Below are 13,373 nucleotides of genomic sequence, written 5' to 3' on the forward strand. Positions count from 1 at the left end.
CGCTCGGCGGGACAGGCCGCAGGCCGAAGGGTGCACCAGTGAGCTGCTACGCCATCGACGGCGTGGTGCCGGTGGTCGATCCGAGCGCCCATGTGCACGACAGCGCGGTGCTGATCGGCGACGTGATCGTCGGCCCGGACTGCTATGTCGGCCCCTGCGCCAGCCTGCGCGGCGACTTCGGCCGCATCGAGCTGCGGCGCGGTGCCAATGTGCAGGACACCTGCGTGCTGCACAGCTTTCCGAACCAGGACGTGGTGGTCGAAGAGAACGGCCACGTCGGCCACGGCGCCGTGCTGCATGGCTGCACGGTGGGCCGCGACGCCCTGGTCGGCATGAACGCGGTGGTGATGGACGGCGCCGTGGTGGGTGCGCAGAGCATCGTCGCCGCCTGCGCCTTCGTGCCGGCGCGCACGGTGCTGCCGCCGCGCTCGCTGGTGGTGGGCACACCGGCCAAGGTGCTGCGCGGCCTGAGCGACGACGAGATGGCGCGCAAGCGCGAAGGCACCGCGACATACCACCGGCTGGCCGAGCGTTGCCGGGCCTCGATGCAGATGGTCACGCCGTTGGCGCAGGTCCCGGCCGTGCGGCCCCGGCTGCAGATGGAGGCGCTGCGCCCGCTGACGGCAGGTCGGCCCGCGGAACCTGTGCCCACCCCGGACGACGCGCCATGACCGGGGCCGGGGCCGTGGGCCCCGGCACGCCCGGCACGCTCGGCGGCCACAGCCGCCACGGCGGTCGCCGTATTTTTCACACGCCGATGGCGTCAGGGTGCCGAGGGTTCAAAACGGTGCTTTGCACTCAAAGTCCAGCCGGCCACCGTCTACCGGATGCCGCAGGGACAAGGCGCAGGCGTGCAGCAGCAGCCGGTCGGCCCGCGCGCACACCGGCCCGGGCGCGTACAGCGCATCACCGAGGATGGGATGCCCCTGCGCCGCCAGATGCACGCGCAGCTGGTGCGAGCGGCCGGTGATCGGCGCCAGCGCCAGCCGTGTCGTGCCGGCGACGGGGTCGGTGGCCAGCACCTGCCAGCGCGTCTGGCTGGGCTTGCCGTGCACCGGGTCGACGATGGACAGCGGGCGGCGCGGCCAGTCCAGCCGGATCGGCAGGTCAACCAGCCCCCAGCCGTCGTCGCCAGCCGGCAGCGCCCAGGTGCCGTCGACCACGGCTTCGTACCGCTTGGCGATGGTGCGGGCGGCAAACGCATCGCTGAGCGCGCGCTGGGCAGCGGCGCCGCGCGCCATCAGCATCAGGCCCGAGGTGGCCATGTCCAGCCGGTGCACGACCAACGCGTCGGGGTAGAGCTGCTGCACGCGTGCGGACAGGGCGTCCTGCTTGTCGGCGCCACGGCCGGGCACGGCCAACAGCCCGGCGGGCTTGAGCAGCACCAGCAGCGCCGCGTCGGCGTGCAGCACCTCGACCTGCAGGCCGGGCGGTTCGGATGCGGTGCCAACCTCTTCGGACGGCCGGGAGGGGGCCACTGCGGTGCCTGCGCCTCCGGCTGCTGCGCGAGCCTCTTCGGGCGGCCGGGCAAGGCTCATCGGGCCGCGCTGCCCTGCACCAGCCGCTGCACCGTGGCGCAGAGTTCCTCGACGTCGTTGGGCTTGTGGATCAATGCGCGGGCACCCTCGGCCATGGCCTCGGCTTCGATCTCGGCCGTGACATAGCCCGACGCCAGTGCCACCGGCAACCCGGGCCGCACCAGGCGGGCCTCGCGCACCAGGTCGACGCCGCAGTAGCCGGGCATGTTGTAGTCCGTCACCAGCAGGTCGTAGTCCTGCGGGTTTTTGCGCAGCGCGGCGGCAGCGGCGTGCGGGTCCGAGAAGCCGCTGACGCGAAAACCCCGCCGGCGCAGCAGCCGCTCGACCAGGAACACCAGCGCGTGGTCGTCGTCCACGTACATCACGTGCTTGCCCTGCCCGTCCGCGGCGGTGGGGGCGGGCGGCGCGGCTGGGGCCGCAGCGGCTGCGGGCGACTCTTCGCTGGCCGGAAAGTACAGCGTGAACACACTGCCCTGGCCGGGCTGGCTGCGCACGTCCACGGCGCCTGCGTGCGTGCGCATGACGCCGTGCACCACAGCCAGGCCCAGGCCGGTGCCCTGGCCGACCTCCTTGGTCGTGAAGAAGGGCTCGAAGATGCGTTCCTGCGTCGCGCGGTCCATGCCGGGGCCGTTGTCCCGCACCGACAGCGTCACATAGCGGCCGCTGGCCAGGCCCAGCCGGGCGCAAAGCGCGGTGTCGGGCTCGGCACTGTCCAGCGCGATGCTGACCGTGCCGCGCGTCTCGCCCAGCGCCTGGATGGCATTGGCGCACAGGTTCAGCAGCGCCTGCTCGACCTGCGTGCGGTCAGCCAGCGCGGCCGGCGCGCCACTGCCGATGTGCAGCAGCAGCTGCACCGAAGGCGGCAGCGTCACGCGCAGCAGCCGCTCGGTCTCGGTCACCACTTCGGACAGGCACAGGGGCACGCGCTTGGGCGCCTCGTTGCGGCTGAAGGTGAGGATCTGGCGCACCAGATCGCGTGCGCGGCGGCCGGCCTTGTCGATCTCCTGCAGGCTTTCCTGCGCCGCGGCGTTCAGCCCGGCGTCCTGCCGGGCCAGCTCCACATTGCCCAGAATGGCGTGCAGGATGTTGTTGAAGTCGTGTGCAATGCCGCCGGCCATCGTGCCCACGGCCTGCATCTTCTGCGACTCGCGCAGCTGCGCCTCCAGGGCATTGCGCCGGGCCTCTTCGCGCTTGCGGCTGGTCAAGTCGCGTGCGAACACGGTGATGGTGTCGCCGAAGGCCACGCTGACCTCCACCGGCACAGCGTTGCCGCTGGCGGTGCGTGCCTGCATTTCGGTAGGCGGCAGCTGGGTGTAGATCTGGTGCAGGGCCAGTGTCTCGGCCGCCTGCGGAAAAAACCGCGACAAAGGGCTGCCCAGCGCCTGGCCCGGCGGGCACTGGAACAGCGTCGCCGCCGTGGGGTTGAAGACGGTGATGCGGTGCTCGCGGTCGACGCAGACGATGGCGTCGAGCGAGGAGTTGATGATGTCGGCCAGCCGGCTCTCGCTGGTGCGCAGCTGCTCGTTGCGCTGCTGCAGTTCGGCGCCGCTCTGGCGCAGCGCGCGGCGCTCGGCCAGCAGCGGGCCTTGGTCGATCACGGCGCAGATGTAGTGGGCCACCGGCTCGTGCGTGTTCTCCAGCCGGGCGATGTGCAGGTCGCCGGTGATGGAGCCCTTCTCGCCGATGGCGAACAGCACTTCCTTGGCCTCGCCATGGCCGCCCGCTCGCGCCTGCTGAAAGGCAGCGCGCACGGCCGCATCGCTGCCGGCGCTGACGAAGGGCAACAGGAAGTTCAGCGGCCGATCGGCCTCGGTGGGCTGGAACGAGCGCTGCGCCATCGAATTGCTCTGCACCACCAGGTCGTGCTCGTCGACCACCATCAGCGCCAGCGGCACGCTGGAGAACAGCGTCTCGAAACGCTCGGACGCCGCCTCGGCCATGGACTGGCTGTAGCGCAGGACCTTGTTCTGGCTCTCCAGCTCGGCCTGGTAGTTGCGCAGGTCGCGCACCAGCTGGGGCAGCTCGTAACCGTCGAGCGAGGTCTCGGGCAGGCGGTGGGGCGACTCCAGCGGCATGTGGCCGCTGCTGGCGCCGCGGCGGCGCGTGGGGCCGGTCACGGGTGCACCTTTGGGCGAGCGGCCTGTCCCGCTAAGCGGGAATGAGCTTTCTCAGGGCGGCCCGGCGCGGCGCTCATCGGCGTTGCCCCGCGGGGACGGTCACGCCGTGGCGTAGTCCGCGATCGGCACGCAGCTGCAGAACAGGTTGCGGTCGCCGTACACGTTGTCGATGCGGGCGACCGGCGGCCAGTACTTGGCACGCTTGAGCGCCGGCAGCGCGAACGCGCCCAGCTCGCGCGGGTACGGCCGGTTCCACTCGGCCCGCAGCAGTGCGGCAGCGGTGTGGGGGGCGTGCTTCAGCGGGTTGTTGTCCTGGGGCCATGTGCCGTTCTCGACTTGCGCGATCTCCGCGCGGATGGCCATCATCGCATCGATGAAACGGTCGAGCTCGTCCAGGGTTTCGCTCTCGGTCGGCTCCACCATCAACGTGCCGGCGACGGGGAAGCTCAGCGTCGGCGCGTGAAAGCCGTAGTCGATCAGGCGTTTGGCGACATCTTCGGCCGTGACACCGCTGGTCTTGGTCAGGCCGCGCAGGTCCAGGATGCACTCGTGCGCCACGTGGCCGTTGGCCGAGGCGTAGAGCGTGGGGAAGTGGTCCTTCAGCCGCGCGCTGATGTAGTTGGCCGAGAGGATGGCGACCTCGGTCGCCTGCGTCAGCCCGGCCGCGCCCATCATGCGGCAGTACATCCAGCTGATCGGCAGCACGGCGGCATTGCCCAGCGGAGCGGCCGAGACGGCGCCCACGCCCGCATGGTCCAGCCCCGCCGTGTCGTGGCCCGGCAGGTAGGGCACCAGGTCCTCGACCACGCAGACCGGCCCCACGCCCGGCCCGCCGCCGCCGTGCGGGATGCAGAAGGTCTTGTGCAGATTCAGGTGGCTCACGTCGCCGCCGAACTCGCCTGGCGCGGCCACGCCGACCAGCGCGTTCATGTTGGCGCCGTCCACGTAGACGCGGCCACCGTGCCGGTGCACCAGCGCGCACAGCTCCTTGACCTGGGTTTCGAACACGCCGTGCGTGCTGGGGTAGGTGATCATCACGCAGGCCAGCTTGTCGGCGTGCTGTTCGCATTTGGCGGCCAGGTCGGCCATGTCCACGTTGCCCTGGGCGTCGCAGGCCGTCACCACCACGCGCAGGCCCACCATCTGGGCGCTGGCCGGGTTGGTGCCGTGGGCGGACGACGGGATCAGGCAGATATCGCGCTGCGCATCGCCGCGCGCCTTGTGCCAGGCGCGGATGGCCAGCAGGCCGGCGTATTCGCCCTGCGAACCGGCATTGGGCTGCAGGCTGACGCCCGCGTAGCCGGTGGCCTGGCAGAGCCAGTCGCACAGCTGGCGTTCCAGCAGCGCATAGCCTTGCAACTGGTCGCGCGGCGCGAACGGATGGATGTTGGCAAAGCCGGGCCAAGTGATGGGGATCATCTCGCTGGTGGCGTTGAGCTTCATGGTGCAGCTGCCCAGCGGGATCATGCTGCGGTCCAGCGCCAAGTCCTTGTCGGACAGGGACCGGATGTAGCGCAGCATCGACGTCTCGCTGCGGTGCGTGTTGAACACAGGGTGCGTGAGAAAGGGCGTTGTGCGGCGCAGGGCGGGCGGGATCAGCGTGGCGCCGTCGGTCGCCAGAGCGTCGAAGGTCGGGAGCGCCTGGCCATCCTGCGCGAAGATCTTCCACAGCAACTCGACATCGGCCCGCGTCGTCGTCTCGTCCAGCGAGATGCACAGGTAGTGCTGCCAGTAGACCCGCAGGTTCGCGCCCATCGCCACGGCGCGCGCGGCAATGCCGGCCGTGGCGCCGTCGGTCTTCAGCGAGAGCGTGTCGAAGCAGGCCTGCTCGCGCACCGGCGCGCCGAGTTGCTGCAGGCCCTTCGCCAGGATGGCCGTGTAGGCCGCCACGCGCTGGGCGATGCGCGTCAAGCCCTCTGGCCCGTGGTAGACGGCGTACATGCTGGCGATGACGGCCGGCAGCACCTGCGCGGTGCAGATGTTCGAGGTGGCCTTCTCGCGGCGGATGTGCTGCTCGCGCGTCTGCAGAGCGAGGCGGTAGGCCGTGTTGCCCTCTGCGTCCACACTGACGCCCACCAGCCGGCCCGGCAGTGAGCGCTTGTATTCGTCACGGCAGGCCATGTAGGCAGCGTGCGGCCCACCCGCACCCATGGGCATGCCGAAGCGCTGCGTGGTGCCGACCACGATGTCGGCGCCCCATGCGCCGGGCGGCGTGATCAGCGTCAGCGCCAGCAGGTCGGCCGCGGCGATGAAGGCGGCCTGCTTGCTGTGGGCCTTCTCCACGTCGGCTTGCAGGTCGTCGATGCGGCCGCTGGTGGCGGGGTACTGGGCCAGCACGGCGAAGTAGTCGCCGTCCAGCGCCGCATCCCACTCGCTGGCGGAGTTGGCCAGCACCACTTCGATGCCCAGCGGCTCGGCGCGCGTCTGGATGACTTCGATGGTCTGCGGGTGCGCATCGCCCGCCACCACGAAGCGGTTGCTCTTGCTCTTGACGCTGCGCTTGGCCAGCGTCATGGCCTCGGCCGCAGCCGTGGCTTCGTCCAGCATCGACGCATTGGCAATCGCCATGCCCGTCAGGTCGCACACCATGGTCTGGAAGTTGACCAGCGCCTCCATGCGGCCCTGGCTGATTTCGGCCTGGTAGGGCGTGTAGGCGGTGTACCAGGCGGGGTTCTCCAGGATGTTGCGCAGGATGACCCCGGGCGTCAGCGTGCCGTGGTAGCCCTGGCCGATGAAGCTTTTGAGCACCTTGTTCTGCGCGGCGATGGCACGCAGCTCTTCCAGCGCTGCCGCCTCGGTCACGGCCGGCGGCAACTGCATGGGCGTGGTGCGCGCGATGCTGCGCGGCACGATGCCGGCCACCAGTTCCTGGCGCGTCGCCGAGCCGACCACGGCCAGCATGCGCGCCTCGTCATCGGGGCCGATGCCGATGTGGCGGGCGATGAATTCGGAAGCGTTTTCGAGTTCGGCGAGGGTGCGCATGCTGTGGGCCATGTTCATCAGTTAAAGCTAGGTCAGTCGGAGCGTGAGGCCACCTGTCAGGCACAGGGCTTCCTTTGGCAAGCGCAGCGAAGCCCGTTTGGGAGCACCCGCGGAACCGGCTCTGCCGGGCCGCTGGGTGCGCCCCCTTGAGGGGGGATTCGGCTACACGCAGTGAGCAAGAAACGGGGGTGGGCTAATTGTTCGCGGCGAACGATTGGTAGGCGGTCTCGTCGAGCAGCGCGTCGAGCTGCGAAGCGTCCGACAGCTTCACCTTGAAGAACCAGCCCGCGTCCATCGGCTCGGTGTTGGCCAGGGCCGGGTCGGCGCGCAGGGCTTCGTTGACTTCGACGATCTCGCCGCTGACCGGCATGTAGACGTCGGCCGCCGCCTTGACGGATTCGACGACGCCGGCGACTTCCTTCTGCGCGATCGTCTTGCCGACTTCCGGCAGGTCGACATAGACCACGTCGCCCAGCGCGTCCTGCGCGTGCACGGTGATGCCGACGGTGGCGATGTCGCCCTCGACGCTGAGCCATTCGTGGTCTTCGGTGTACTTGATCATGGTGTGTCCTTGGGGGATGGAGGAAGGGATGTCGTTGTTCAGCCGCGGTGGTAGCGCGGCGGCAGGAAGGGCATGGCGCAGACCTCCATGGGCACGGCCTTGCCGCGCACGATGGCGTTCAACCTGGTGCCAGGTGCAGCAAATTCCGTGCGCACATAGGCCATGGCGACGGGCTTGTCGACGCTGGGGCCGAGCAGGCCGCTGGTCACCTCGCCAACGGGCTGGCCGTCTGGCGACTGCAGGGCCGTGTGCTCGCGCACCGGCACGCGCTCCAGCGCGACGAGGCCGACGCGCTTGCGCTCGACGGGGGTGCTGCCGCCCAACTGGCCCAGCACCTTGTCGGCACCCGGAAACCCGCCCGCGCGTTCGCCGCCGGTGCGCCGCACCTTCTGCATGGCCCAGTTCAGGCCGGCCTCGACCGGGCTGGTCGTGGTGTCGATGTCGTTGCCGTACAGGCACAGGCCGGCTTCCAGCCGCAGCGAATTGCGTGCGCCAAGGCCGATGGGCGCCACCTCGGGCTGGGCCAGCAGCGCGCGGGCGAGGGCATCGGCCCTGTCGCCAGGCACGGAAATCTCGAAGCCGTCTTCGCCGGTGTAGCCGCTGCGCGTGATGTACAGCGGCGCGCCCTGCCAGTCAAAGGCGCCGCCGGTCATGAACACCAGTTGCGCCACGCCGGGCATGAGGCGCGCCAGCGCGTCGACGGCCTTGGGGCCTTGCAGCGCCAGCAAGCCGTGGTCGGGCAGGGGCACGACCTCGCAACGCTCGCCGATGCGGGCCTGCAGGTGGGCGATGTCGTCGGCCTTGCAGGCACCGTTGACGATCACGAACAGGTGGTCGCCGCGGTTTACGAACATCAGATCGTCCAGGATGCCGCCGGCCTCGTTCAGCAGCAGGCCGTAGCGCTGCTTGTCCACGCCCAGGCCCAGCACGTCGACGGGGATCAGGGTCTCGAACGCGGCCGCAGCGTCGGCGCCGCGCAGTTGCAGCTGGCCCATGTGGGAGACGTCGAACAGCCCGGCAGAGGCGCGCGTGTGCAGGTGCTCGGCCATCAGGCCGGCCGGGTATTGCACCGGCATGCTGTAGCCGGCAAACGGCACCATGCGCGCACCCAGTTCGAGGTGCAGCGCGTTCAGCGGCGTCTGGTGCAGGGCGGTGGAGGACATGGCGGCTCCGATCAACAGGCAAGGCAGATTCACAACATGGCTCGTGAAAACCATGGGCTGCCTCGCTGTCCGCTTTACCTGAGAGATTCGCCGCTAGCGCGGGTTGCCCCTTCGGTGGATCCACACGGGGTGGACCTCTCTCCAGTGAGGAAGGTCGCAGGGCGACCGGGTCAGTCCGTTGTGCCTGAGCGTTCGGATCCAATCGTCCTGCGCCTTCGGCGGCCCGCTTGCATGCTGCAAACGGGCTCTCTCCTGACCGGGGCGAATTCTAACCAGCTACTTCGCGTATGCCAGGTCGCGCAGCGCTAGCGAGATGCCGGGGATGTAGGTGATCAGCATCAGGCAGCCGACGATCACCAGCACGAACGGAATCAGGTGGCCGATGATGCGGTCCAGCGGTATTCGGGCCACCGTGCAGGCGGCAAACAGGTTCACGCCGAAGGGCGGGGTGATCATCCCCAGTGCCAGGTTGACCACCATGATCAGGCCGAAGTGCACCGGGTCGACACCGAAGTGCATGGCCACCGGCGCGAGGATGGGCGCCAGCACGATGATGGCGGCGCTGGTCTCGATGAACATCCCGATCACGAACAAGGCCGCGTTCACGCCGATCAAGAACAGCGCGGGCGACTGCAGCACCTCCTGCAGCCAGCGGCCGATGGCGTCGGGCACACCCGCACGTGTGATGAGGAACGCGAACAGCCCGGCGTTGGCGATGATGAACATGATCACCGCCGAGGACAGCACCGACTTGCGCAGGATGGGGTAGATGTCCTTGAAGCCGATCTCGCGGTAGATCACCATGCCGATGAACAGCGCATAGGCCACGGCGACCGCCGAGGCTTCGGTCGGTGTGAACACGCCGCCGTAGATGCCGCCCAGGATGATGACGGGCATCAGCAACGCCCAGCCGGCCTGCCAGGTGGCAGGCAGCAGCTTCAGGCGGCCATCGCCGTCGTTCTTGCCCCAGCCCTTCCACTTGCAGTACAGCCAGACGAAGAGCATCAGCGCGCCGCTGATCAAGAGGCCGGGGCCGAAGCCGGCGATGAACAGCTCGCCGATGGACACCTCGGCGCTGACGCCATACAGGATCAACGGGATCGAGGGCGGGATGACCACGCCGAGTTCGGCGCTCGTGGCCTGCAACGCGGCGGCATAGCCCGTGGGGTAGCCGTGCTTGATGAGCGCCGGGATCAGGATGGCGCCGATGGCGAAGGTGGTCGCCACCGACGAGCCGGATACGGCCGCGAAGATCATGCAGGTCAGCACGCAGGTCATGGGCAGGCCGCCCTGCACGCCGCCGACGATGCTCTTGGCGAACTCGACCAGCCGGCGCGAGATGCCGCCGGTCTCCATCAGGTTGCCGGCCAGGATGAAGAAGGGAATGGCGGCCAGCGGAAACTTGTTGATGGCACCGAACATCTCCTTCACGGAGATCAACATGTTGATGTTGGCCACCTGGATGCCCAGGATGGAGGCCAGGCCGATGGAGACGGCGACGGAGACGGTGAGTGCGAAGCACAGCACCATCGTGGAGATCATCACGGTGGTCATGGGGTGCGGCTCCTATTGCGCGGTTTCGAGTTCGAGCCGCTGCGGGTCGAGCCAATTGCCGATGATGCCCAGCACGCAGAACAGGCCGCCCACCGGCATCGCGAGGTAGGCCCAGAACATGGTCACGCTCTCCAGCCCCGCCATGGACTGCACGCTGCCGCGCTGCGCATAGTCCCAGCCCCACCAGATGAGGATGGCGATCAATGACAGCGCGGCCAGCGCGACCACGGCGTCGAGCACGCGTTTGAGGCGCGGCGGGCTCCAGCGGTACAACACATCCACGCTGACCATGGCGCCCTGGCGGAACGCCATCGGAATGCCCAGGAACACCATCCAGATCAGCGAGAAGCGGATCAGCACCTCGGTCCATTCGGCCGGCTGCTCCAGCACGAAGCGGGTGACGATCTGGAACACGCCGAGCGAGGCTGAGATGACCAGCATCAGGCAGGCCAGCGCCATCGACGCCAGCGTGGTGGCGCGCTCGAATTGCAGGAAGGTGTTTTTCATGGGGAATCGCCGGCTCCGGCGGGTTGCGTCATGCGAAAAAAAGCCCGCACGGTGCGGGCATGTGCAGGCGCGTCAGGGCGCCTTACTGGACGGCGCGGATCTTGTCCAGCGCAGCCTTGGTGAAGTCCTTTTCGAACTGCGCGTTGACCGGCGCCAGCGCGCTGACGAACTTGGCCTTGTCCACGTTGTCGATGACGGTCACGCCCTTGGCGCGCAGATCGGCCACGCCTTTGGAATCGTCTTCGTCTACACGGGCGCGATTGGCCTTGGTGCCTTCTTTCGCGGCGTCCAGGAAGGCCTGCTTGTCGGCCGCGCTGAGCTTGTCGAACGCTGCCTTGCTCATCAGGAAGATGGCCGGCGAGTAGACATGCCCGGTCAGCGAGAGGTGCTTTTGCACCTGGTCGAACTTGGACGCGATGATGACCGACAGCGGGTTCTCTTGCCCATCCACGGTGCCCTGCTGCAGCGCCGTGAACACTTCGGGGAACGCCATGGGCGTGGTGATGATGCCGAAGCCCTTGTAGGCGGCGATGTGCACCGGGTTCTCCATCGTGCGCATCTTCAGGCCCTTCAAGTCTTCAGGGGCCTTGATGTCGCGCTTGGAGTTGGTCATGTGGCGAAAGCCGTTCTCGGCCCAGGCCAGTGCCTTGAAACCCTTGGCGTCGAACTTGGCCAGCATGTCCTGCCCGATGGGGCCGTCGAGCACGGCGCGTGCATGGGCCTTGTCGCGGAACAGGAAGGGCACGTCCAGGATCTTGGTTTCCGGCACGAAATTGGGCACCGGGCCGGTCGAGGAGAAGGTCAGCTCCTGCGTGCCGAGCTGCACGGCCTCGATCGACTCGCGTTCGCCGCCGAGCGCGCCGTTGTAGAAGGTCTGCACCTTGTAGCGGCCAGCGGTGCGCTTTTCGACTTCTCTGGCGAAGGTGTCGATGCCAACGCCCTGGTGCGAGTTCTGCGCCGTGGAGATGCTGATCTTCATCGTGGTCTGCGCGAAGGCGGCGCTGGCCAGGCCCATGCTCAACAGGAGGGCGGCGGCGATTCGGTTCAATGTCATGGATCGGTCTCTCCGGATTCAAAAAAAACACGGCGCCCCAGCGGCGCCGCAATGACGAATCCGCGCGACTATGCACGAGAACAGGGCAATTCCGACTCGGGATTTCTACGCAATTTGCGCGGGGAGGGCCGAAAAAAGGCGCCTTGCGGCGCCGTGAACGGTCAGGGCAGGTTACATGCCCGAGTAGTTCGGCCCGCCGCCGCCCTCGGGCGTGACCCAGACGATGTTCTGTGTCGGGTCCTTGATGTCGCAGGTCTTGCAGTGCACGCAGTTCTGCGCGTTGATCTGCAGGCGGTCCTGGCCGGCGTCGGTCTTCACGAACTCATACACCCCGGCAGGGCAGTAGCGCGCCTCGGGCCCGGCGTATTTCGCCAGATTGATCTGCAGCGGCACCATCGGGTCCTTGAGCGTCAGGTGCGCGGGCTGGTGCTCGTTGTGGTTGGTGTTGCTGATGAAGACGCTGGACAACCTGTCGAACGTCAGCTTGCCATCGGGCTTGGGGTAGACGATCGGCTTGCACTCGGAGGCCGGCTTCAGGCTGGCGTGGTCGGGCTTGTCGCGCTTGAGCGTCCACGGCACGTTGCCCTTCAGCACGAACTGCTCCACGCCGTTCATGATGGTGGCCACCGTCAGGCCCTTCTTGAACCAGGCCTTGAAGTTGCGCGCCTTGCGCAACTCTGTGTAGAGCCAGCTCTTCTCGAACGCTTCTGGGTAGCTCGTCAGCTCGTCGTGCTGGCGGCCGGCCGTGACGGCGGCGTAGGCAGCCTCTGCGGCCAGCATGCCGGTCTTGATCGCGGCGTGGCTGCCCTTGATGCGACTGACGTTCAGGTAGCCGGCTTCACAACCGACCAGCGCGCCGCCGGGGAACACCGTCTTGGGCAGCGACTGCAGGCCGCCGGCCGTGATCGCGCGCGCGCCATAGCCCAGGCGCTTGCCGGGTTTGATGCCCTTGGCCTCGTCGCCTTCCAGGTACCAGCGGATGTTCGGGTGCGTCTTCCAGCGCTGCATCTCTTCGAACGGGCTGAGGTAGGGGTTCGCGTAGTCCAGGCCGGTGATGAAACCCAGCGTGACCTTGTTGTCCTCCATGTGGTAGAGGAAGGCGCCGCCATAGGTGTTCTGGTCCATCGGCCAGCCGGCCGTGTGCAGCACGAAGCCGGGCTGGTGGCGCTGGGGGTCGATCTCCCAGACCTCTTTCACGCCCAGGCCATAGGCCTGCGGATCACGCCCTTCGTCGAGCTTGAAGCGGGCGATCAGCTGGCGGCCCAGGTGGCCGCGCGCGCCCTCGGCGAACACGGTGTACTTGCCATGCAGCTCCATGCCGAGCTGGAAGTCGCCGGTGGGTTCACCGTCCTTGCCCAGCCCCAGGTTGCCGGTGGCCACGCCCTTGATCGAGCCATCGTCGTTGTAGAGCACTTCGGCGGCGGGAAACCCGGGGAAGATTTCCACGCCCAGGTTCTCGGCCTGCTGCGCCAGCCAGCGCGTGACGTTGCCCAGGCTGACGATGTAGTTGCCGTGGTTCTGAAAGCACTCGGGCAGCAGGAAACCGGGCGTTCGCACACTGGACTTTTCGCCCAGAAACACCATGGCGTCGTCGGTCACGCGCTGGGTCAGCGGCGCGCCATCGGCCTTCCAGTTGGGCAGCAGCTCGGACAGCGCGCGCGGGTCCATGATGGCGCCGGACAGGATGTGGGCGCCGGGCTCGGAGCCCTTCTCCAGCACGACCACGGAGACGTCCGTGCCCTTCTCGGCGGAGAGTTGCTTGAGCCGGATCGCGGTGGCCAGGCCGGCGGGACCGCCGCCGACCACCACGACGTCGTACTCCATGGCCTCGCGCGGACCGTACTGGGCCAGGATTTCTTCGTTCGTCATGTGGGGTGTCTCACTCTGTGGGTTGGC

Annotated in this window: 10 protein-coding genes and 2 riboswitches; of the genes, 1 reads left to right on the forward strand and 9 read right to left on the reverse strand. The window is 68.2% G+C overall.

The window, feature by feature from the left end:
- The first annotated feature begins 38 nt into the window (after positions 1–38).
- Entirely contained in the window at positions 39–671 is a 633-nt protein-coding gene (locus tag AC099J_RS15745; protein WP_479616209.1) for an acyltransferase, read from the forward strand.
- 108 nt (positions 672–779) lie between these two features.
- Here the strand turns inward: AC099J_RS15745 and AC099J_RS15750 are convergent, their stop codons facing one another.
- The 9 genes from AC099J_RS15750 to AC099J_RS15790 all read right to left on the reverse strand — a co-directional run bounded on the left by AC099J_RS15750 (position 780) and on the right by AC099J_RS15790 (position 13,346).
- The gene (locus AC099J_RS15750) at positions 780–1,478 is read right to left on the reverse strand and encodes an RluA family pseudouridine synthase (protein WP_479616210.1); all 699 of its coding nucleotides are present in this window, start codon (positions 1,476–1,478) and stop codon (positions 780–782) included.
- A 56-nt stretch (positions 1,479–1,534) separates the two neighbouring features.
- Positions 1,535–3,613: a PAS domain-containing hybrid sensor histidine kinase/response regulator gene (locus tag AC099J_RS15755; protein WP_479616305.1), complete on the reverse strand. Its 2,079-nt coding sequence runs from the start codon at positions 3,611–3,613 to the stop codon at positions 1,535–1,537.
- A 141-nt stretch (positions 3,614–3,754) separates the two neighbouring features.
- Positions 3,755–6,637, reverse strand: a complete 2,883-nt coding sequence (gcvP, locus tag AC099J_RS15760) for an aminomethyl-transferring glycine dehydrogenase (protein WP_479616211.1) — start codon at positions 6,635–6,637, stop codon at positions 3,755–3,757.
- 193 nt (positions 6,638–6,830) lie between these two features.
- Positions 6,831–7,199 carry a glycine cleavage system protein GcvH gene (gene gcvH / locus AC099J_RS15765; RefSeq protein ID WP_479616212.1) on the reverse strand — a complete coding sequence of 123 codons (369 nt, stop codon included), beginning with the start codon at positions 7,197–7,199 and terminating at the stop codon, positions 6,831–6,833.
- Positions 7,200–7,237: 38 nt separating this feature from the next.
- Positions 7,238–8,362 (reverse strand): glycine cleavage system aminomethyltransferase GcvT, encoded by a 1,125-nt coding sequence (gene gcvT / locus AC099J_RS15770; protein WP_479616213.1) that lies wholly within the window; start codon positions 8,360–8,362, stop codon positions 7,238–7,240.
- A gap of 55 nt (positions 8,363–8,417) precedes the next feature.
- A riboswitch (glycine riboswitch) is annotated at positions 8,418–8,517 on the reverse strand.
- Between the two features lie 6 nt (positions 8,518–8,523).
- Positions 8,524–8,627, reverse strand: a riboswitch (glycine riboswitch).
- Positions 8,628–8,638: 11 nt separating this feature from the next.
- Entirely contained in the window at positions 8,639–9,916 is a 1,278-nt protein-coding gene (locus AC099J_RS15775; RefSeq protein WP_479616214.1) for a TRAP transporter large permease, read from the reverse strand.
- A 12-nt stretch (positions 9,917–9,928) separates the two neighbouring features.
- Entirely contained in the window at positions 9,929–10,423 is a 495-nt protein-coding gene (locus AC099J_RS15780) for a TRAP transporter small permease (protein ID WP_479616215.1), read from the reverse strand.
- An 82-nt stretch (positions 10,424–10,505) separates the two neighbouring features.
- Complete coding sequence (locus tag AC099J_RS15785) at positions 10,506–11,477, reverse strand: TRAP transporter substrate-binding protein (protein ID WP_479616216.1); 972 nt, start codon at positions 11,475–11,477, stop codon at positions 10,506–10,508.
- A 171-nt stretch (positions 11,478–11,648) separates the two neighbouring features.
- Positions 11,649–13,346, reverse strand: a complete 1,698-nt coding sequence (locus AC099J_RS15790; RefSeq protein ID WP_479616217.1) for an electron transfer flavoprotein-ubiquinone oxidoreductase — start codon at positions 13,344–13,346, stop codon at positions 11,649–11,651.
- Between the last annotated feature and the right edge of the window lie 27 nt (positions 13,347–13,373).

Source organism: Rhodoferax sp. RT4P68 (assembly GCF_056521305.1).